At 35.5% G+C, this 22,212-nt stretch carries 15 protein-coding genes, 1 pseudogene and 1 riboswitch; of the genes and pseudogenes, 2 read left to right on the top strand and 14 right to left on the bottom strand.

The genetic code is table 11. The features are described from left to right. Window positions 1–262: 262 nt before the first annotated feature. The 5 genes from GH741_RS02945 to GH741_RS02925 form a co-directional block, all read right to left on the bottom strand. Window positions 263–1,279, bottom strand: coding sequence for a glycosyltransferase family 2 protein (locus tag GH741_RS02945; RefSeq protein ID WP_153735265.1), 1,017 nt, complete (start codon window positions 1,277–1,279; stop codon window positions 263–265). 26 nt (window positions 1,280–1,305) lie between these two features. Beyond that, on the bottom strand, window positions 1,306–1,926 hold the full coding sequence (locus GH741_RS02940) for a hypothetical protein (RefSeq protein ID WP_153735264.1): 621 nt from the start codon (window positions 1,924–1,926) through the stop codon (window positions 1,306–1,308). A 43-nt stretch (window positions 1,927–1,969) separates the two neighbouring features. Next, window positions 1,970–4,387 (bottom strand): beta-glucosidase family protein, encoded by a 2,418-nt coding sequence (locus GH741_RS02935; protein ID WP_153735263.1) that lies wholly within the window; start codon window positions 4,385–4,387, stop codon window positions 1,970–1,972. 87 nt (window positions 4,388–4,474) lie between these two features. Further along, on the bottom strand, window positions 4,475–7,363 hold the full coding sequence (locus GH741_RS02930) for a glycoside hydrolase family 3 protein (RefSeq protein ID WP_153735262.1): 2,889 nt from the start codon (window positions 7,361–7,363) through the stop codon (window positions 4,475–4,477). A gap of 263 nt (window positions 7,364–7,626) precedes the next feature. Then, window positions 7,627–8,508 carry a LysR family transcriptional regulator gene (locus GH741_RS02925; RefSeq protein WP_153735261.1) on the bottom strand — a complete coding sequence of 294 codons (882 nt, stop codon included), beginning with the start codon at window positions 8,506–8,508 and terminating at the stop codon, window positions 7,627–7,629. A 236-nt stretch (window positions 8,509–8,744) separates the two neighbouring features. Here GH741_RS02925 and glf point away from each other — a divergent pair, with 236 nt between their 5' ends. Next, on the top strand, window positions 8,745–9,845 hold the full coding sequence (gene glf, locus GH741_RS02920; protein WP_153735260.1) for a UDP-galactopyranose mutase: 1,101 nt from the start codon (window positions 8,745–8,747) through the stop codon (window positions 9,843–9,845). Window positions 9,846–9,977: 132 nt separating this feature from the next. Here the strand turns inward: glf and GH741_RS02915 are convergent, their stop codons facing one another. From GH741_RS02915 to GH741_RS02890, 6 genes are all read right to left on the bottom strand, one after another. Then, window positions 9,978–10,820: a carbohydrate ABC transporter permease gene (locus GH741_RS02915; protein WP_153735259.1), complete on the bottom strand. Its 843-nt coding sequence runs from the start codon at window positions 10,818–10,820 to the stop codon at window positions 9,978–9,980. Between the two features lie 22 nt (window positions 10,821–10,842). After that, entirely contained in the window at window positions 10,843–11,715 is an 873-nt protein-coding gene (locus GH741_RS21855; protein WP_153735258.1) for an ABC transporter permease subunit, read from the bottom strand. A 64-nt stretch (window positions 11,716–11,779) separates the two neighbouring features. Continuing rightward, the gene (locus tag GH741_RS02905; RefSeq protein ID WP_170287539.1) at window positions 11,780–13,108 is read right to left on the bottom strand and encodes an ABC transporter substrate-binding protein; all 1,329 of its coding nucleotides are present in this window, start codon (window positions 13,106–13,108) and stop codon (window positions 11,780–11,782) included. After that, window positions 13,080–13,985 carry a class II fructose-bisphosphate aldolase gene (locus GH741_RS02900; protein WP_153735256.1) on the bottom strand — a complete coding sequence of 302 codons (906 nt, stop codon included), beginning with the start codon at window positions 13,983–13,985 and terminating at the stop codon, window positions 13,080–13,082. Before GH741_RS02900 ends, GH741_RS02905 begins: the two co-directional genes overlap by 29 nt. 5 nt (window positions 13,986–13,990) lie before the next feature. Further along, window positions 13,991–15,463 carry an FGGY family carbohydrate kinase gene (locus tag GH741_RS02895; RefSeq protein WP_170287538.1) on the bottom strand — a complete coding sequence of 491 codons (1,473 nt, stop codon included), beginning with the start codon at window positions 15,461–15,463 and terminating at the stop codon, window positions 13,991–13,993. A 165-nt stretch (window positions 15,464–15,628) separates the two neighbouring features. Beyond that, complete coding sequence (locus tag GH741_RS02890; protein WP_153735254.1) at window positions 15,629–16,483, bottom strand: MurR/RpiR family transcriptional regulator; 855 nt, start codon at window positions 16,481–16,483, stop codon at window positions 15,629–15,631. 590 nt (window positions 16,484–17,073) lie between these two features. Between GH741_RS02890 and GH741_RS02885 the strand changes: the two genes are divergently transcribed. Further along, complete coding sequence (locus tag GH741_RS02885) at window positions 17,074–17,256, top strand: hypothetical protein (protein WP_153735253.1); 183 nt, start codon at window positions 17,074–17,076, stop codon at window positions 17,254–17,256. A gap of 98 nt (window positions 17,257–17,354) precedes the next feature. On the opposite strand, the gene GH741_RS02880 is transcribed toward GH741_RS02885, so the two are convergent. The 3 genes and pseudogenes from GH741_RS02880 to GH741_RS02870 form a co-directional block, all read right to left on the bottom strand. Then, a complete protein-coding gene (locus GH741_RS02880) occupies window positions 17,355–20,135 on the bottom strand; it encodes a sensor domain-containing protein (RefSeq protein ID WP_153735252.1) in 2,781 nt (926 codons plus the stop codon). A 465-nt stretch (window positions 20,136–20,600) separates the two neighbouring features. Continuing rightward, window positions 20,601–21,710 (bottom strand): 5-methyltetrahydropteroyltriglutamate--homocysteine S-methyltransferase, encoded by a 1,110-nt coding sequence (locus tag GH741_RS02875; protein WP_153735251.1) that lies wholly within the window; start codon window positions 21,708–21,710, stop codon window positions 20,601–20,603. A gap of 28 nt (window positions 21,711–21,738) precedes the next feature. Then, window positions 21,739–21,945 (bottom strand): annotated as a pseudogene (locus GH741_RS02870) (PLP-dependent transferase); the annotation flags it as partial. A 145-nt stretch (window positions 21,946–22,090) separates the two neighbouring features. Next, a riboswitch (SAM riboswitch) is annotated at window positions 22,091–22,195 on the bottom strand. Between the last annotated feature and the right edge of the window lie 17 nt (window positions 22,196–22,212).

Here is a 22,212-nt window from a genome sequence, read left to right as displayed (position 1 = left end):
ATACTTCTTGTTTATCTAGAACTCTACTTTTTATAATTAGCTATTGATATAAAACACAAGATTTGGATCCATTTATCCTTACCTAGAACATTACCCATTGCTAAAATTAGTAGTTTCTTCGTTATTCACAGCTCTCTTTTTACCGAGTTTCTTCCTATTTATATAGATAATCTAAGCGAAATATATTGGTAAAAATAATGAGAACATCATAATATGTTCTCATTATTTTTTATATAGAATTGTTAAAAAGTAATTCTCTCGATTAATTAAAGCCTACTAATCTTTGAGATATTTTATATGCTCCTACAGAAATCTTGCGACCTGCACTGCCAGGTAAATTAATTAATCCACCCATAATCCCGTACTTAAGATTCTGGTACAAGTATAAATCTTTTTCTTTAATATACTTCCACAACTCCCTCTTCTTTTGAAGGTTTTCAGCTGTGCCTGAACGAATTAATAAAATTGCAGATACTACCGTAACGATTTCCAAATGTTTTAACATATAGTGACGAAGATTCGGATTTTCAATCGATTCAATAGTTACTTCTTCTATCATAAGCTTATTTACTTTAATCTGCTGATCAATTCTCTTAATCATAATATCCTCTTGAACGGATTGGTCTTCTCTGCCAATATAGTATCGATAAAAATCGACATTGACATAGTAGATAGTCTTAACATGTTCAAGCGGTGTATAAACATAAAGATTGTCAACATAAAACGTATGCTTTGGAAGCTTTAGTCCGCAGTCTCTTAGCAACTGGGTTCTGTATATTACAGAATGCATCAAAATATACTGACCTTTACGAAACTGCCTGATGTCATCCCAAGTAAAAACCTTATCTTCAGGAAGCACATTGTCATATTTCATAATCTTTTTATACTTTGCGCCTTCTTTTTCATAGACAAAATTGCTAATAACCATATCCACTGATTTTTCTTCTGACTCTAAGTCTTTTAATGCTTTTAATATTTTAAGATAAGCTCTGATATCTACCCAGTCATCACTGTCCACTACCTTAAAATATCGCCCGGATGCATTTTTTATTCCTGTATTGACAGCTTCTCCATGTCCACCATTTTTTTGGTGAATGGCTTTTACAATAGTAGGATATCTTGTTGCATATTCATCAGCAATTTCTGCTGTTTGATCAACAGAGCCATCATTAACTATCAGTATCTCTACGTTTTCCCCTCCAGGCAACAGGGACTCTATGCAATATTTCATATAGTCTTGGGAATTATAGCTAGGTATAACTACTGATAATAATTTCATAATCACTCACACTACCTTTTCTAGTCCTATTTCTCAGGCTCTTGTTTAAAAATTATTTTAAATATTGGGAAGAATACCCAGAATGAAATAGCACTATTTATAATCATGGTAATAATGTCTGCTGTTGTTTCTCCAGCAGCACCCATTCCCCATGTATTCATTAACAAGTCATAGATCGGTGCTTTGTAGAATCCTTGCGCTGCTGCTGCACCAATTGTTATTATCACGTATGCAATTAGATACCAAAATGCGGCGGTCCAAATATTACTGTTCGATTTAAATGTAATGCTTCTTTGTGCAAAAAAGTTAATGATCTGTGCGACGGCGATTGCTATTTGTACGGCTAGGAAATAGGCTAACCCACCTCCACCACCAGCTGAAAGCGCCCCTGCAGCATAATCAAATACATAGTACGGATTACCGTCAAAAGTTTGGCCAACCTGGAAAACTTGGAAACTAGTACTTACTAATGCTGTTTGCGCAAAGACACTTTTTAAAACTGGCATTAACACCAATTGTAAAACAGTTACACCATTACTCAGCAAGAAAAATACTAGGAACTGTGCAATACCTGGATGATCTTTTTTATATCTAGCCCAAACCTCAAACGGTCCTGACCTCTTTGCTTTTACTTTACCACTACTCATTTTACCTCTCCTTTGTCACTTAGGCTATAGTTAATTATTGGCTTTAGCCTTTAGCAACATTTAGCTTCTTACTTCTTTCTTTTATCACATGACGAAGTCCTTTAAAGAAATGACCATTTACAATCATTAATATACCATCCAACATAGGCATATTTATCACGCCACCAGTCATTCTGGCAACTCCTCTAAATGGCATATGATAGACTGACATCATAATTAAGTTTGCTGTTTCTCTCTTACCAATTTTTCTTAGGAACCAGTGCGAGAAAGTGATTAAACGGAAGGCAAATCTAGCAAATCCACCCTTAGCGTATTGGCACTGCGCAATTGTATCATTGTAGCCTAATGGTTTTGATCTATCCCATGTAGATACTGGCACTTTACGTCCAAGTACACGTTCGAATTCTTCTTCACTCACGTTATTTACTTTGCCAGAATAATAGGTTGGAAGTTTCTCTTTATCGTATGGAAGTGGCGCGCCCGTACCTTCTACGAATAGTTCATCCTCTAACCGAACATCTGAACTTGATGCACCAATCATAATGTCATAGTTTGCTTCTTCGATTTCCCATTGATTCGTTTTCACATTAAAATAACGGAATGCTTTGTCATCAAAAGGAATTGTTACTGTTTTTGTTTCACCTGGAGCTAAAAATATTTTAGTAAATCCTTTTAATTCCTTTTTAGGCCGAAAAATATCGTTTGATTGGCAGCCAACATACAACTGTGCAATCTCCATTCCAGCAACATTACCCGTGTTTGTTAACTTAAAGGTAACTTCTCCTTTATTAACTTTAATATCAGTGTAATCAAATGATGTGTAGCTTAGGCCATATCCAAATGGGAACCGAACATTGACACTTGCTGAATCATAATATCGATAGCCAATATACATTGCTTCTCGGTATTCAACACTAACCTCTTTACCCGGAAATTGGTGATAAGCAGGTGTATCTTCATAACGCAACGGGTATGTTTCGGCTAATTTCCCAGAAGGATTTACTTCACCTGTTAAAACGCGAAGCATAGCCTTTGCTCCAGCCTGTCCACTTAAGTAGCCGTGGAGTAATCCTTTTACTTTATTAATCCATGGCATTTCCACTGCAGATCCACAAGAAAGAATTGCCACAATATTCGGGTTAACTTCATAAAGCGCATGTAACAGATCAATCTGATTCTGCGGAATATTCATATTTTGCCTGTCTAGCCCTTCAGCTTCAGTAGCTTCATCTAGACCAATATATAAAAGAACAACATCTGCTTTTTTTGCAAGTGCACATGCTTGATCTATTTTTTTCTGGCTTTTCTTACCATAACGTTCAAAGCCTGGTTCATATCCAACACTTACAATTACTGATTCATCTAAACACTCTAAAGTATTGTCTAAAACAGTCGGATTTACAATCGACGACCCTGCACCTTGGTATCTTGGTTCTTTAGCAAAATCTCCTATCGTAGCAACCTTTACTGCTTTGTCTAACGGTAAAATGTTTTCTTCATTTTTAAGTAGAACAATAGATTCTTCAGCAACCTCTTGAGCAACCTTATGATGCTCTTGGACGTCAAACTCTTTTTTATATGGCTTGTTATATACTTCTTCTGTAGTAAAAATTAAATCTAGTAAACGCTCTACATTTTCATCTAACACTTCTTCTTTCAATTTACCATTTTTGATGGCTGCAATGATTTCCTGATTTGTTTCCCCAGCTGTTGTAGGCATTTCTAACTCATTACCTGCTATAAGACCTGCTACGCGATCATTACTCCCACCCCAGTCGGTGACAACAACGCCTTCGAAATTCCATTCATCACGAAGAATATCCTTCATTAAATGGGTGTTTTCATTTGTATAGGTGCCATTCAACTTATTATAAGAAGACATCACTGTTTTTGTTTTGCCTTCGTTAACAGCAATTTCAAAAGCAGTAAGGTAAATTTCTCTTAATGTTCGTTCATCAACGATGGTATCAATCGACATACGTCTTTCTTCCTGATTATTAACAGCAAAGTGCTTTACACAGGCAGAGATGCCGTGGGACTGAATTCCTTTTATATAACTTGCAGCAAATTTCCCAGCGTGAAAAGGATCTTCACTAAAGTATTCAAAATTTCTTCCACATAAAGGATCTCTCTTCATATTAATACCAGGTCCAAGTAAGACGTTTACTTTCTGTGCCACAGCCTCTTCACCTAGATACTGACCAATTTTCTCACCTAGCTTCTCATTCCAACTATTCGCTACAGTTGCAGCAGTTGGAAAACAAGTTGCCGGTAAACTCTCATTTAGTCCTAGATGGTCAGCTGCCTCCGCTTGTTTTCTTATTCCATGCGGGCCATCAGCAAGAAAAATATTTTTAATTCCTAGTCGTTCAATATCTTGTGTCTGCCAGAAGTCTTTCCCTGACATTAAGGATGCTTTTTCTTCGATTGTCATTTTTTTAATTATGTCTTGGTATTTCATCTCGATGCCTCTTTTACAATTTCAGCGGCACCCCTAAACAGGAGTACCGCTAAACTATTTTTTTGTTTTAGACAAACTCTCTATCAATTACAAGTTGTTAGCTGTATTTAGCTCTTGTTCTTCATCTCTTTTCTTACTGTTACGGAATGTGAAATAGAAACCAAGAATAATACCTAAAGCAACTAGAATATCAACAACAATTGTGATAATAACCCATTGTGGTGTATCTGTACTCATACCATCATCAATGGCACTACTATTAGCAACTGTGTACATCACATTCTTAGCTGCATCTCTCATTGCCCATAATGTATCATTACTGTCTGTATTGATCTCTGGTACACCAAATGGTGCAACACCAGTAAGAAGGATATCGTTACCAGCACGTACAGCAAGCTCAACATTCATGTACGGATAAACATCTATGATATAAAAGTCTGTGTTAACTACACCGTTAAAGCCCCACTCATTACGTAACACTTCTTTAAGTAGGCTTTCATCTGCACCGGCCCATACATCACCAATACTATTAAATGATGACATCATACCTGATGCTCCGCCTTCTTTAACTGCAACTTCAAACGGTCTTAAATAAATTTCGCGAATTGTTTGTTCATTACCCCAAGTCAAGACACCAAGTGTACGATTGTCTTCCTGGTCATTTAAGGCAAAGTGTTTTAGATAAACAAATCCACCTAAACTTTGGTAACCTGCTGTAGTAGCAGCCGCAAATTCACCAGAAAGGAATGGATCCTCTGAATAGTACTCAAAGTTTCTTCCTGCAAATGCTGTACGGTGAATGTTCATCGCCGGAGCGTACCAACCTGTAACACCATAAGCTGCCGCTTCAGCACCAATTGCTTCACCCATCGCTGTTGCAAGTTCAATGTTCCAAGTAGATGCTAACATTACTTCTGCAGGGAACGGGATACCAGATAATGGTGATCCTGAAATGAAATTACTAATACCTGCTGGTCCATCATAATCAACTGTTGCTGGTTTACCAACAGAGGCAACTTCAGCTGTTTTATAACCACCATTTGAAACAATTTTAACTAAGTCAGCAACGGATAACTGATCAAGTAAAGGCTCCCAACTTTCATCATCAAAAGGGACGTCTGTAAAGTCAGCTAAATCTAATCCATTGTCTGCGCCAGTAGTAGGTGCTGTCTCATGTGTATCAGCTGGCACGTCATAACGCTTGCTATTAACCATATCAACAAAAGCAGCGTCTACTAGTGTACCTTCTACTTCTCTAGTAATTCCTTCTTCATTCGTAACTGTAAATGTTTCATTTTTATCAATCTCATCTAGATTTGCAAAGCCATCAGCTCTAGAAAGATATGTGTCAATACTTCCTTCACCAGTAACTTCCTCATCAAACTGGTTGACTGCTATTTGCTCATCTGTAGAACGACCAGAGTCATAGACAACTTCTGATAGTGTTTTCGATCCTACATCAGCGATTTTCTCATGAGAATTTTCCATCAAACTAAGTGCATATTCGCCTGCTTCAAGCACATAAGAACCATCAGCACTAAATAATTTATTGTGGTCATATGCTGCCATTTCTTCCACTGTGAAAGATAATGTAACTACTTCGGACTCACCTGGTTCAACAACACCAGTTTTTCCAAATGCTGCAAGATTAATAGATGATTTTTCAATTTGTCCAGTGTACGGTGGAGTGAAATAAAGCTGTACCACTTCTTTACCCGCTACTGAACCTGTATTTGTAACCTCTACATCCACGGTAATATCGGTATCATTCCATACTAAACTATCAGCTACTACTTGTTGTTCGAAGCTTGTATAGCTTAAACCATAACCAAATGGGTATAGGATTTCTTCATCATAATTGATAATGCCTTCTTCAGCAGCGGTTTCATAATACCGATAACCGATATAGATACCTTCTGTTAAATCAACATATTTTAGTGGAACACCTTTAGCGTCACTTGCTGTTGAAAAAGTTCCATCTGCATTCTCAACAACGTAATCAAAATCACCAAAGTTGCTAATTGCAGGTGCATCAAGTACGTCAGCAGCATAGATATCTACTGTTCTACCTGATGGATTCAAATCACCAGCAATTACTCTACCTAACGAACCAAATCCACTTTGTCCTGGTCCAGCGATGTTTACAACACTCTTAATTTGCTCGTAATCTTCAACCCAACCAATTTCAAATGTATTTGCACTGTTTAAAACGACAATGATGTTATCAAAGTTGGCTGCTGTTACAGCGTCAAGCATTCCTTGTTCTCTGTTTGTAAGCTCAAGGTAGTGTTTGTCCGGGTCTTGGTCATCTGCGAATCCAAATCGTTGACCTGTTGGTCCCTGTGGACTACCTTCAGGATCATACGTATCTGCCCCAAACAAGCTAGTTGGAAGATCTGCACCTTCTCCACCTGAACGAGCAATAAAGATAACAGCTGTATTAGAAAACTCTTCCGCCTGAGTCAATAACTCATCTGTGTAGAAATCTTCTGGCTGAGGCTCTGGAATTGTAAAATCTTGGCCTTCTATTCCTATTACAGGTCTTTCCAAATCTGTTGCAGCATAAGCATTATATAATTCCTCGTTAATTTCAATTCCTGCTGCTTCCAATCCTGCTTTAGGTGTTATAGCAGTTGAAGCATCTGTACCACCTGAACCAGCACCACCATAAATCGGGGCAGTAAAGCTCCAACCGAATACGTTTACTTTTGTTCCCTTAGCTAGTGGTAAAGCGTTTTCTTCATTTTGCAAAAGAACAATTCCTTCATCTGCAATTTGTTCTGCTACTTCTGTAGATTCCTCACGTGCATCAATTGCTTCAGCACTAGTGGTGTCAATTTCTGAGAAATACGATGTAATAACACCTGAATATTGAGCTAATGCTATGTTCACACCAAGAGCAATGATTAGTAAAACACTAAGAATAGAGCTCCATACAATACGGAATTTTTTCTTACTCATTTTTTTCTTTGCCATGTCTGTCTTGACCTCCTAAGTTATCAAACGATTACAATTTAGAAATTACTTCCTAAAACAAAAATTCTAAAGTTTCCCTCCCTAGAAATATGTAAAGCGCTACCAAGTTCACATTCACTTTTGTAAACGTTTTATGATTGCAACCTAAGATTAACCTAATTTTATCTCCTGCACTATAAACCAAAAGTTAGGGGGTAGTAACATAAAGTTTTGTCACCATGAAAAAAGTCGATTTAACGGGCTTTTTAGCACATTAAACCGACTCAACTTATTTCATTTCTATCTTTTATATAACTCTTAAACAACATAATTGCCTTAGATTGTATCCCTCTTTTTCTTGAAACCAAGTAAATGTTTTGGGGGATTTTTTCTTTTAGTCTTATCATTTTTAAGTTTCGGTGATCTATTGAGTTTTCTACATAGTCGACTGAGATGGCTACAAAACCATTCAATTCAACCAATCGATGTGCTGTTAGAATACTCCCAAATTCATGGACAATATTTGGTGTGAAGCCTTTCTCCAGACATTTATCGACAAAACTGTGCTCTTTGCCTTTTCCAACAGACTTGATAACTAGAGGCTCTTTCTCCAAGTCCTCCACCGTAATTTCATCCATACTTGCTAATCGGTGATCCTTTGAAACAACAACTACAGCTTCTCCGACAGAAATTAACTCATGTTCACAGTTTTCAATATCTTCATAATCAGTAACTAGCCCAACATCAACTTCTTCTTGGAACAACTGATTTAGATAAGATTCATCGGGTAACTCACTAATTTTTATTTGGATATCTGGATAGTTTTTTGAGAAATCATATAAAAATTCAACAGGTATCACTGCTGTTGAAGAGTAAGTAACAACCACATTCAAGGTTCCTTTACTTCCACTAATAATACTAATCTCTTTTTTTAAATCTTCCATAAGATAAACAATATGCTGAGATCTCGCATATAACAATTCACCAGCCTCGGTCGGATCCATTCCACGTGGCCCTCTATCAAATAACTCAGTCTCAAATTCTAATTCGAGTTGTTTGATTGTCTTACTTAATCCTTGTGGTGTAATAAATAGCTCCTTAGCAGCCGAATTTATACTGTTCATCTGATAAACTTTATTGAAATGTTGCAATGCTTCTATATTCATATTTTCACCTTTTTGTTAGTCTGTCAAAACTGTAAATCTTAGTATAGCATTCTATTAGTTCTTTCTGCAATCAACTATATTATGCCAATTCCCCCCATATGAATGAAGCGTTTTATCGAATTCTTTATTAATTGAACTTACTTTGATATAATTCTTGAGCATACTTAACCTTGAATGACATTTGAAGAAAAAAATTCTATTTAAACTATATACTTAACATAATAAGGAGATTTAACATGTATGATTATTTAGTTGTTGGTGCTGGTTTGTTTGGATCAGTATTTGCACATGAGGCTAATAAAAGAGGTAAAAAGTGTCTAGTCGTTGATAAACGAGACCATATTGGTGGTAATGTCTATACAGAGCAAATAGAAGGTATCAATGTTCACAAATATGGGGCTCACATTTTTCACACAAATAACCAAAAAATCTGGGAGTACGTCAATGGTTTCGCTGAATTTAATCGATATACGAATTCACCAATGGCGCACTACAAAGGAGAATTGTATAACCTTCCTTTTAACATGAACACGTTTAATAAATTATGGGGAGTTGTCAGTCCGGATGAGGCCAAGGAAAAAATTGAACAACAAAAGGTTGCTTCCGGGATTAGCGAGCCTAAAAATTTAGAGGAGCAGGCCATCTCATTAGTAGGCACAGATATTTACGAAAAGCTTATTAAAGGATATACCGAAAAACAATGGGGACGATCAGCCAGAGAATTACCAGCTTTCATCATCAAACGATTACCAGTCCGGTTTACCTATGACAACAATTACTTTAATGATCGATATCAAGGAATCCCAGTTGGCGGTTATACTGGCATTATCGAAAAAATGTTAAAAGGAATAGATGTCCGATTAAACGTTGATTTTTTTGAGGAACGCCAAGAATTAGAAGGTTTAGCCGACAAGGTAGTTTATACAGGTATGATCGATCACTATTACGATTATAAATATGGTGTCTTAGAATATCGTAGTTTACAATTTGAAACGAATATTTTGGATGACACGGATAACTATCAAGGTAATGCAGTTATCAACTATACAGATGAAGAGATTCCCTACACACGCATTATTGAACATAAGCATTTTGAGTTTGGCACCCAGGATAAAACGGTAATCACCAAAGAATATCCTACGGAATGGAAGCCTGGAGACGAGCCCTATTACCCAATCAATGATGACAAGAATAATGAAATGTATAAAAAATACAAAGCATTATCCACTAATGAAAAAAATGTAATCTTCGGCGGCAGATTAGCCACCTATAAATATTATGACATGCACCAGGTCATAGGAGCAGCTCTAGCAACTGTTGATAAAGAGTTTGGTTGAAAAAGGCACAAATAGAGAGACCTAACATAAATAAAGCACCACCCTGGAGTCGTATGAGTTTTCATACGACTCCAGGGTGGTGCTTTTCTCAGGGTGAAGAACTGGTCCTGACCATTAACACTATGATACAATTTATTTCACCGATCCACTTACAATTCCATTCACAACCTTTTTTTCAAACATTAGGTACACAATTAATATTGGAATAATTGTCATTAATGAGAAAGTATTTACTAATGGCCAATTCTGAATACCCATACTATCACTTAGCATATATAGCTGGTACGGGAGCGTTCTCATTTCAGTTGAAGTTGTTAAAGTTAATACAAAAGGGAATTCGTTCCATCCCTCTCTGATAGAGAATATACTTACTGTTAATATACCTGGGAGTGTTATAGGAATTAAGACATACCACATTAGTTGCCATGGCCTTGCTCCATCGACTATCGCAGCTTCTTCTAAAGCTTTAGGTACACCCTTGAAAAATCCCGACATAATCCAAACACCCATCGGAACTGCAGTAGCTGTATAACTAATAATTAAAGCAGTATAACTATTTAATAGCCCTAACTCAGCAAATCCCATATATAAAGGAACAGTTAAACTTGCTCTTGGAATAATCCTTGGTACTAATAATATTAACAATAGGATGTGACGAAACCTGAATGCATAACGTGCAAAGGCATATCCTCCTAATACACTACACACTATTGCCAGTATGGTTGAAACAGTAGTTATAAACAAAGAATTAATAAAAAACCTGAAAAAATTATCATCAGAAACCACTTCATGATAGTTAGATAGACTCCATTCTTTTGGAAGAAAGGAAGAAGTATCATAAACTTCTAATGGTTGCTTAAATGTTGATAAAAATGTCCAAATTAATGGAAAGAGAACCCATACAAAGAGTATTACGATTATAAACCATACCATTATTTGAGTTGAATTTTTATAAAGAAATGACCTCAAATTCATAATCCGCCCCCTCTCAATGAAATTAAACTTTGAATACTTTTAAATAAACGAAACTTACTGCTAAATTTAATGTCATAATTACAATCATAACTGCACTCGCCATAGAATAGTTCAAATCATTAAACGCTAACTTATATAAGTAAACAGCTAGAACTTCTGTAGATCTTCCAGGACCTCCACCTGTTAATGGTAGGATAATATCGAACATATTAAAGCTCGCAAAACTCAACCAAATTAGACTAACACCAATCATTGAGGATATTAGTGGTATAATAATTTGAAATACAATTCGCAACTTTGATGCCCCATCAATTTTAGCTGCCTCAAAAATTTGTTCATCAATACCCTGTAAACCCGCTAAAAGTATTAAAATCGCAAACGGTGTTACAAACCAAATATTTGCTAATATAATAACAAATAGTGCTAACCATTCATCAGCTAACCACAATACCTCTTCCATCCCAAAAACAGATAAAAACTGATTCACCATTCCTACGTCACCTGCAAATAAAAATTTAAACATTGTAGCAGCAGCTATACCAGAAATTAAATATGGGATTAAGGTTAAACCCTTAAAAAAACTTTTCATTATTGTTAACTTATATAATGCTATTGCAAAAACTAAAGATAAAATTATCCCCACAACAACACTCATGAATACAAAAATTAAAGATTTATATAATGAATTTAAAAATGTAGGATCCTGAAATATATAAATATAATTCTTTAAACCAACAAAAGGAGTTTCTAAACTATAAACATTAACTTCGAATAATGAAATCACTACTCCATAAATTACACCGTACCCTAAGACTCCTATAACGAATAACATAGAAGGTATTAACAACACATAAGGAACAGATTTCTTTTTAAGTTGTTTATAACTAAAATCCACATCCTCACCCCTTGTCTTCTAAAATGCTAACTCTACATTATTGTAGAGTTAGCACTTTATTAATTTACTGTACTATTTGATCAATTTGTTCTTGGTATTTTTCCGCCATTTCTTTAGCATCCGAGTCTGGATTTTGGATAGCTTCTTGCATAGCATCTAGTAATACTTCATATATATTGCTTTGTCTTTCATGAGATGGAAGTTCTACAAGTTGTGCAAATGCTTCTTCAAAATCTGCCGCCCAAGGCTTTGCTTCCAAATATTCTGGGTGACTTAAAACTTCAACATTTGTTGTTGGTTGGTAACGTAGGGCAACGTCTTTTACAATTTCGGTTGAAGATAAATATTGTAATGCTTTTAAAACTGCTTCGGGGTGCTCTGTTTTATTACTTACAAGATATGGCCATCCTAAAGCCATATATGCAGCGTCACTTTCCCCACCAGGTCTAACAGGAGGTGGTGATGCACCCCAGTCTTCGTTATAGCTCATAGCTTCCTGGATCGTCGGAAAAATGTTGTCACCAATCATTGCTTGCCCTGCTTCTCCAGTTATAAATGCTGCACGCATATTATCTGCTTCCCACGCAATTGCATTTTTATCAGTAATATCTTTACCCGCTAATTGTTGATAAAAATTTAATATATATTCCCCAGCATCTGAATTTAACTGTGGAACACCGTCCTCAAATTGACCTCCCATAGACATGAAGGTGGACAAAAACCAAACCGGATCATGAGCTCTACTTCCTATCACAGAAAAACCTATGTTCTCTCCATCACTAATTGCTTCACCAATTTCCAAAACTTCGTCCCACGTTTTAGGTGCTTCGCTATATCCAGCTTCTTCAAATAAATTTTTATTATAGACGTACCAGAAAGGACCTGCATGAACAGTAACACCATATGGAGTTCCTTCGTTACTAGCCATATCCCATGCTAGAGGTACCATTGCATCGTAAGAATCAGAGTTTTCCTGTTTCCATTGGGCTAAGTGGTCTGTCATATCTAAGAGCAATTGCTGTTCAGCTAAAATCTTTGTGCGATCAGAAGGGACTTGAACAATATCTGGTTGATTGTCTGCTTTACTAGCTCTAATAAATTCTTCAGTTGCATTCTCAAGTGGAATAACATCCGTTGTTATTTTAATATTAGGGTTTTCTGCTTCAAATTGTTCAAAAGCATCATCGGGAATAAAATCCTCTCGACCAAACCACAAAGTTAATTCTATTTCTTCTACTTCTTCTGTCTGCTCATCGTTTGTTGTTTCCGTTTCATCTGTATTACTTGTATTATCATCAGTTGTATTACTAGTACTCGTATCCTCTTGACTACACCCTATAACTAACATCAAAGCAGCAAAAATACTAAACAGTACTATGAGATTTCTTTTCATTGGAAACATCCTCTCTTATTTGTATTGCTTTATTTATCGTTTCAAACAACTCTAACTTTTCCTTAACAAGTTGATTTGAAGCCTTATTAGCTATTCCTAAAAAGTTCCTTGGCTCATAATCATCGCTCAGATTATCTTTAAGAGATTTATAGAATGCAAACTTTAAATCAGAAGCTATATTTATTTTTGTAATGCCATACTTTATAACTTCTTTTACGATATGTTCTGGTGTGCCTGATCCTCCATGTAATACTAACGGAATATCTGTGACATTATATATCTCTTTTAATCGGTCAACATCAATCTTTGGTTCTCCCCTATAAAGGCCATGTGCAGATCCAATTGCTACTGCCAAAGAATCAATACCTGTTTTGTCAACGAACTCTTTTGCAAGTAGAGGATCTGTTAGCTGATCTGCATCAAATTCCTCTGTATGGGCATAATCATCTCCTTCTGCACCTCCTATTAGACCAATTTCACCTTCCACATCAACACCGAACATATGAGCAATTCTTACAATTTCTTTGGTGTTAGCTATATTTTGTTCGAAAGGTAATTCAGAACCATCGTACATAACAGATGTAAATCCATTGGAAATACATTTCATAACGGTCTCTATGCTATCACCATGATCTAAATGCAATACAACTGGTATATGCGTTCTGCTCGCTAGACTTTTTATAATACCTGTAATTTCTTCAATTCCTGCATATTCTATTTCAATCGGATGGACAGAAACAATTACAGGAGCATTATATTTAGTTGCAGTTTCAATAACTGATTTAGCAAACTCTAAATTAAAGACATTAAAGGCTGGAACCCCATAATTACCTTTATATGAATCACTTAAAACTTCTCTCATTCTAACTAGCGCCATAACAATTATTTCCTCCTTAATATTTCTCTATTAAGTTCATATAACCTAGTGTATGTTTTTCTGTAGATCTCTTCATATTTGATAACGCTTTCATTTTCAGGATAATAAACTTTTCTTTTGACATTTTCATCTAATTGTATTGGTTCATTCAAAGCATCTGCCACTAGTTTTGCTGCACCAAAGATAACTGCATCATTAATTTCCAAAGTAATTACTTTCTTGTTTAAAACATCTGCTTTAATTTGCATCCATTCCTGGTTTTTAACCCCACCACCGATAGCTAAAAATGATTCTAGATTCCCGCCCTCAAATTGATCTATAATTAGTCTAAATTCAAAGCATAACCCTTCAGTTATAGATCGAATTAAGTCGTTAGAGGTCGTTTGAATAGAAAGTCCAACAAACATACCTCTCGATGTTGAATCAACATTTGGTGTCACGCATCCCTTTAAATGTGGAAGGAATATAACTCCGTTACTACCAATATCACTTCCTCTTATCGCTTCTTTTAATGAATCAAAACCTACAGTCCCAACATTCTCATAATTTAGTATAGTTTTAATCGCCCATTCAATTGTCTCTCCCCCTGAAGGCATCCCTCCCAAAATATAATAAGAATCATTAAATACATGTCGTCCTTGTGAAAACCCAGGATAATAGGCATCTTTATAGCTATTTGAATATAAACATAATGATTCTGTTGTACCAATAGAAATAACAGCTTGATTTTCAAAATTAGCTCCTAAACCATAACACCCAACCATGTGATCAAAGCCACCTGATACAACTGAAACATTACCTTTAATACCCCATTCTTTCTTAACACTACTTTTCACAGAATCTATAATCTCTCCAGATGGAACAGGCTTCGGTAGAAGTTTAATATCTAATTCTGCTACATCTAGAAGTTTACTTGACCATTCTTTATTACGGATATCAAACAACATCGTTCTTGAAGCTAAGGAATAATCCATAATTATTTTCCCTGTCATTTTTCTAACCAAAAAGTCAGATAAACAATGCCATTTATGAGCCTGTTTATATATAGAAGGTGAATTTACTTTAATCCATTGCATCTTGAAAAGACTATGAATATAATTAGTTTCAATTCCTGTTATTTCTCGAATTTCATCTGAATCGATTTTACTTTCCAGATTATCAATCATAGATTTCGTACGATCGTCATACCAAGCAATAGCATTCATTAATGGAATACCATTCTCGTCAACGAACAACCCTGACTCTCCTTGACTACTAATTGCAATTCCATTTAGAGTATCCTGACAATTGTAATAACTAGTAATCTTCTTTACAGAATCCGAAATCAAATCCCATAATGTATTGCAATCATATTCAGCCCACCCCTTACGAGGATGTATGACAGGAGTTTTGAACGTCATAGGTTCTAATTCTCTTCCATCTTTGTCTACCAATCCTAATTTACAATTCGTTGTGCCTATATCAATCCCTAGGTACACTTTCCCACCTCCTCTCAAATGTCTATTTTAGATTCATATTAAAATTTGTATTTCTCTCTTCCAAAAGTAGTATCCAATACTATAGATTAGTATTTCTTTGAATAAATAAATCAACGTCTCACTATATATTATGAAGTTTTCCTTCAAAAAGAATAAAATTTTTTTTTAGAACTGTTCAGACCTTATTAGAGCATTACTTATTTTAATATTTTTTAAAGACTCATCCCATTTTCTAACGGTAACAGCACTGTAAAGAGCATTAATAATAGACATAGGGACAACTTCTGAAAAATTTCCAGCCTCACTGGTGTTGTTAATACTCTTAGGGAGAGTAATAACCAAATCACTATATTCCACAATTTCTGATTTTGGACTTTGAGTTATAGCAATAGTCTTCGCCCCATTTTGCTTTGCTATTTTTAGTGATTTTACTGGTATTCTTGATTGCCCTGATCTCGAGTAAGCGAAAGCTACATCATTTTCATTTAATGATTGGGCTAACATAATTTGTGCACTAGAGTCTAAAGTAGCAAAACAATTTAAACCTATTTTTGAAAACCTTAGATAAGCATCATAAGCGACACTAAATGAACTTGCTATTGCAAAAAATCCTACTTTGTTAGCGACAACTAACTCATTTACCACTTGGTTTAAAGTGTCTTTATTAATCATATCCATTACAAATTTCAAATTTTCTAAGTCAGTTGTAATTGATTTTTGAAATATTAATTCAGGGGTATCTTCTTGTTTGATATTACCGGAAACGGGTAAATCACTTTCTGCACCGAAGTCTTTTGCTAGTTTAATTTTAAACTCTGTAAAACCCTTAAAACCTAATTCTTTAGTTAGTCGAATCACAGATGCTTCACTTGTATGAGTTTCTTTCGCAATCTGGCTTGCAGTCTGGTCAAGAACCCTACCTGGAAAAGATAAGATATACATAGCCACTTTTTGATGTGCTGGTGTAATACTATTTAAATTATTTTTCAATATAGATATAACTAGCGAGTTATCATTCATGATTTATGACCATCCTTATGTAATCTTTTTGTGATTCATGGTTAATTATAACTAATTAAATTCAACTAAAATTAATCATTAAATCAAACCTCCTTATCCTCATGCATTGTTAAGTCATAGCACTAAAATTCGGGTGACGAATTAATAATTCATAATAATTACTTTTTATATGAATTATTCCTTCACACTTAATTTAACTTATGATAACGTTTACAAAAAAAGCACTCAATAATTTGAAAAAATTTTTCAGCATTTTTTTAAGCTCCGTCATATGGAAGCATTAAACAAGTGGGACAAGAAACCTGTCCCTCTGTCCCTAGAAAAAAAGGAAAAAGACATTCTTTGTCGAATAAATATATAGACAGAATAATTTCAATCTTGTTCAATAGAAAGATTTTTCAAATTATGCTTCTGGGATTAGTAATCCGTACATTTAGACCCGTAGTAGGAACAAGAATGATAACTCTAACAGCGCTATAGCCTAATTGTATGTTTAATCTCTTTACACAAGAGGAAAACTATTGTTAAAATGTAAATTTAACGCTATCTAATAGTCTTTTGGATGTATAGAAGGAGAAAGGAAGATTAAAATGGACATGAAAAAAGAAGGAGTTACCCATAATGTAGAAGCAGGCGACAAGATACATTTTGAAGGTAATAACGGAAAAGTAATAAAACTATTAGAAAACTCAATAATTGTTGAATACTTTAATAACGAGACAGAGGATATAGATAGAACTGTACTCACCAAAGAAGAATACACAAAGAAATAAAATAGAACAACAAAAGCGAGTGTCATATAATTTGACACTCGCTTTAATCTTGTCCTACAAGTACTCATTATCAACTTTGTGAGAAGAAAGGGACGGTTCTATAGTTGCTTTTCGATTTCCTCGCTTGGTAGTGGTTTAGCGAAGTAGTATCCTTGCATTTCTACGCAATCCATTTCTTTTAACATATTATATTGCTCTTTGGTCTCGACACCTTCTGCTACTACGTTTAATTTCAAGGCCTTGGCCAGGTTTATAATCGCCAAAACAATTTCTGCATCATCCGAATCTTCCTGTAGATTAGCAATAAATGAACGATCAATTTTGATAGTATCTGCCTGAAATTTTTTAATGTATATCATGGATGAATAGCCTGTTCCAAAGTCATCAATAGCGATTCTTATTCCTAATTTTTTTAAATTTCTTATATTTTCTTGTAGACTTATATCTTGTTCCATCACAGCCGATTCTGTAATTTCAATTTCTATATTTTTAGGGTTAACACGATGTTTTTCAATGATTTGTTTAACCTTCTCGTGCAAATCCTTTCGCATAAATTGAACTGTTGAAAAATTAATCGATAGTTTAAAATCTATATGTCCTTGTTGATTCCAAATCCGCAACTGTTTACAAGCCGTTTCTAGAACCCATTCCCCCAATGGCACAATGACACCCGAATTTTCTGCTATCGATATAAATTCAGCAGGGGAAATTAAACCAAGCTTTGGATGATTCCATCTAATCAATGCCTCTGCACCCAATGTAGCACAATCGTCAGCACGAATCCAAGGTTGGTAATAGAGCATGAACTCATTATGATCTATGGCGGTTCTTAAGTCATTTTGCAGTCGAAAAGTTCTTTCATTCATCTTTTCCATTGTACTATGGTAAGTTCTGAATGTATTTTTTCCGGCCTGTTTCGCTTCATACATAGCCATATCGGCATGCTTTAATAATGAATCTTTATCCAGTCCATTATTGGGGTAGGTAACGATTCCCACACTTGCAGTTATATAGCAGTGGTAATTAAAGATGGTTAATGGTTGATTAAACAATTCGATTATACCTTCTGCCACATCGTTGGGGTTCGTTTTGTTCGTTGTATTCCACAGCAGAATAGCAAACTCATCTCCACCCATTCTCGCAACCTCCCCTTGACCATTAACAAGTTCACTTAGTCGAGTTGCAATTTTTTCCAATAGTTTGTCCCCTGCATCATGCCCAAAGCTATCATTAACATGCTTAAAGTTATCTAAATCAAGAAAAAGCAATGAAAAACTATCATTCTTATCAATTTCATCAACCAACAATTGGTTTAATCCTCTTTTGTTTAGAAGGTTTGTAACATCATCATGAAACGCCATATGTTGGATGGTATCGTAGGATTTTTTTTGAGCAGTTATATCTCTGAAATTGATGACAATTCCGTTTATACTTGGATTATTGATTAGATTTGTTGAGACCATTTCAATATAAATAGATTTTCCGTCTTCATCTTTTATCCTTAGCTCGCTTTTAATTGCTTCGTTTGGATGATTCAATACTTTGTTTGTCTTTTTCATTGAATATTCTATATCATTTGCATGAATAAACTCTATTACACTCCGCCCTATGTTGTTTGTTATGTTAGTCCCTAAATTACGTTCAACGGATGGACTAAGATATTTTATTATTCCTTTTCCATCAATAATAGCGATCATATCATAGGAATACTGAACCAATGAACGAAACTTCTCTTCACTTTCTTTTAACTTTTGTTCTATTATTGTATTCTCCGTGATGTCCTGAACGGTACCAACCATAAGGATCGGTTGCCCTTGGTCATTAAACGTAACTTCTGCTTGTGCGTATACATGCCGTTCCTCCCCATCAAGACGAATAATCCTATGCCTAATGGAGTATGGTTCTCCACGTAAAGCCTCTTCATTTTTCCGGTTGACGAATTCCCTTTCATCTCTTGGAACAAAGTTTAAAAAGGATTCGTAGTTTTGGACAAATTCTTCGGAAATACCGAAAATCCGATATGTCTCTTTTGACCAATAGAATTTATCTTCAATTAAGTTTAATTCCCAACTTCCTATATGAGCCATCCGTTGAGATTTTTCTAAAAGAGCTTCTCTTTTTCTCAGTTCTTCTTCTTTTTCTTTTCTTTCGGTGACATCTGTTCCAACAGCTAAAATTGCGTTCTCACCTTTATAGATTATCTTTTTACCAAGTGTTTCAACATACACCCTTGTTCCGTCTGGTCGAACCATCTGATATTCTACAGTCTTCTCATCAAGACTTTCCTCTATAAAATCCTGTAACCTCGTGTGGTACATTTCTTCACTAGTCGGATGCATAAAGTCTAAAATCAATTGATTCAAAAACTTCTTGTCCGTATCAAAACCAGCTATCCTAACAGCAGCAGGATTTACATAAACGATTTCTCCGTATTTATGAATTAAGATAGGATTTGGGGAGGTCTCTACCACACTTCGATAAAGCTTTTCACTCTCATTTAATTGAGCTTGTTGTACATTTATTTTTCTTAATAAACATCCTATCAATATTGCTAATGCAAAGGAAATCAACGTTAACCCAATATGATTTAACGTCCGTACATAAACATTTACCTCATATATCATTGGAAGGACAATAATTCCCCAAATGAAGTGAATAGAATTAATTGAAATAAGTCCAATTGCAATCACTCTCATATCATAATGAAAAGAGATATAAATAATTGGCACTAGAAATAATCCATAAATGGTAAGTGGAGTTTTGGGATATAGAAAATATTCCGCAATGATTGGCAGAATTGTACTCGAAATAATCAAAAAAACTAATATAATACGGATTTTTCGGGTATCAGCATTTGTGGACCTCTCATGTTCCAACATGGTTGTTCCTCCTTGATCAAGGCCTAGTGGTTCATATTGCAGTTATTTACATACATCTTACCATTTTATCGATATAAAAGAATGGTGAATACGACAATTTGTGACACTGGGATATTTTCCCTAAAAACATGGGACAAGGGGACAGGCTCCTTGTCCCGCTATATGTCCATAAAAAAAGAGAGACTATATCTGTCCCCCTTTTAAATCTTATTGTTTTTTTAAATACGATAAATCTTTGCACTTTGATCTCCGATTCACTAAACGAATCAATACGTCCATTCTACTATCTCACTACTCTCTTTAATTCATCCTATTGTTCCCATAAAGCAAAAGAATCACTCGAGAAATTCTCCTAAAAAAAGTAAATTGCCAGACAAAATTTCCTCCCATCAATACAGGTTAGTGTTTCATTATTACCGGTTGGAATAACCATCCGGTAATAATGAATGGTGCTTGGGATTGCTCTTAATTCTCTTCCCAAACTTCTTTGGAAACATCGACAATAAACCTTAACTTTTCCCACTGTTGTTCTTCTGTTAATAGATTACCGTGATGTGTAGATGCGAAGCCACATTGTGGGCTGATACATAATTGGTTTAGTGGCACATGGTTGGACGCTTCCTTAACCCGTGCTTTAATTGCTTCTTTATCTTCTAACTCGCCATTTTTAGAGGTGAAGACACCTAGAACCACTCTTGGACCACCAGCTGGGATGTGGTTTAGTGGCTTAAATCCACCAGAACGGTCATCATCATATTCTAAGAAAAATCCATCTACTTTTTCCTTTGCAAGTAATGTTGATGCAATCAGATCATAGCTACCTTCAAATGCCCATTTAGATCGATAGTTTCCACGGCATAGATGTGTGGTTACTATTAGATCCTCCGGTTTGTTTTCTAACACACCGTTAATCACACGAAGGGCTAAATCTATTAAGTAATCTCTTGAGTATTCACCATCGTTAAACGGAATATCTGGTGAAGAAAGACCGGCAATATAAACATCATCCAACTGTAAGTATCTTACACCGGCTTGATAAAATGCCTCTATCGCATCACGATATGTTTTGATCACATCGTTCGCATATTCCTCAATGTCCGGATAAATCGATTCATCCCTAATACCTTTATTAAACAGTTGATTCGGACTTGGAATCGTTTGTTTGGCAACAGCTCTCCCACCAACGATATCATTAAACTCCAAGAAATCCTTTATATGTGGATGATCGGGATTAAAAGAAACCTTCCCAATGACACGCACATCATACCGTTCTGTTTCTTCCCCTTTAAACTGGAATCCTTGTTCCGGCACATAACCTTCTACTCCGTTCAAATTCTCCAAAAAATCAGTATGCCAAAATCTACGTCTAAACTCACCATCTGTAACTGCCTGTAATCCCACACTAATTTGCTTATCTACAATCCGTTTAATTTCTGTTGTTTCGATTTCATGCAGATGTTCTTTTGTAATCGTACCTTCCGCGAACTGTTTTCTTGCATTGTGAATACTGGCTGGACGAAGTAAACTCCCAACATGATCGGCCCTAAATGGTGCTTTTGTTAATGTTACTGTCATCGTAATCTCCTCTTTCTGTTTTTATTATTTAACTAATGGCTGGTAAAACTTTCTGTAAATCAGCAAACAAGTCATCGACATGCTCTAATCCAACAGATAGTCTTAGTAAGCCATCAGTAATTCCCCTTTTTTCTCTTTCTTCTTTTGGCATTGCCGCGTATGACATCGTAGCAGGATAAGACAAAATGGATTCCACTGCACCGAGAATCACAGTAAACACTGGCAATTTTGTGTGCAGACTCTGTTGGTTGCTTTAACCGAGCTCCGAATGTTTTTATTCCTAGAATGAATGTTCCACCGACATATCCCTAGTAAAAATAGACTAGAGACGAAAAAAAGACCTTCTATAAGAAGAAGGCCTTTAACATACAAGCACAATCTTCTTATCTCCTAGGTTAAAAACCTATTGGAATTAGCACCATACCTCTAAAGGCTGGTTGCTGAGACTTCAAAGGGCCGAATCCCTCCATCTCTCTTGATAAGAAATACTATTAAATTTTCG

Source organism: Aquibacillus halophilus (assembly GCF_009649745.1).
GTDB lineage: Bacteria > Bacillota > Bacilli > Bacillales > Amphibacillaceae > Aquibacillus > Aquibacillus halophilus.
This window is presented reverse-complemented; position numbering and strand designations above follow the sequence as displayed.

Bases quoted from the DNA above. Each gene is read 5' to 3' on its own strand.
- GH741_RS02925 (WP_153735261.1), bottom strand. From the start codon at position 8,508: ATGAATATAGAAGCATTGCAACATTTCAATAAAGTTTATCAGATGAAC.
- GH741_RS02880 (WP_153735252.1), bottom strand. From the start codon at position 20,135: ATGTTGGAACATGAGAGGTCCACAAATGCTGATACCCGAAAAATCCGT.
- glf (WP_153735260.1), top strand. From the start codon at position 8,745: ATGTATGATTATTTAGTTGTTGGTGCTGGTTTGTTTGGATCAGTATTT.
- GH741_RS02890 (WP_153735254.1), bottom strand. From the start codon at position 16,483: ATGAATGATAACTCGCTAGTTATATCTATATTGAAAAATAATTTAAAT.
- GH741_RS02945 (WP_153735265.1), bottom strand. From the start codon at position 1,279: ATGAAATTATTATCAGTAGTTATACCTAGCTATAATTCCCAAGACTAT.
- GH741_RS02900 (WP_153735256.1), bottom strand. From the start codon at position 13,985: ATGGCGCTAGTTAGAATGAGAGAAGTTTTAAGTGATTCATATAAAGGT.
- GH741_RS02885 (WP_153735253.1), top strand. From the start codon at position 17,074: ATGGACATGAAAAAAGAAGGAGTTACCCATAATGTAGAAGCAGGCGAC.
- GH741_RS02935 (WP_153735263.1), bottom strand. From the start codon at position 4,387: ATGAAATACCAAGACATAATTAAAAAAATGACAATCGAAGAAAAAGCA.
- GH741_RS02930 (WP_153735262.1), bottom strand. From the start codon at position 7,363: ATGGCAAAGAAAAAAATGAGTAAGAAAAAATTCCGTATTGTATGGAGC.
- GH741_RS02940 (WP_153735264.1), bottom strand. From the start codon at position 1,926: ATGAGTAGTGGTAAAGTAAAAGCAAAGAGGTCAGGACCGTTTGAGGTT.
- GH741_RS02875 (WP_153735251.1), bottom strand. From the start codon at position 21,710: ATGACAGTAACATTAACAAAAGCACCATTTAGGGCCGATCATGTTGGG.
- GH741_RS02905 (WP_170287539.1), bottom strand. From the start codon at position 13,108: ATGAAAAGAAATCTCATAGTACTGTTTAGTATTTTTGCTGCTTTGATG.
- GH741_RS02915 (WP_153735259.1), bottom strand. From the start codon at position 10,820: ATGAATTTGAGGTCATTTCTTTATAAAAATTCAACTCAAATAATGGTA.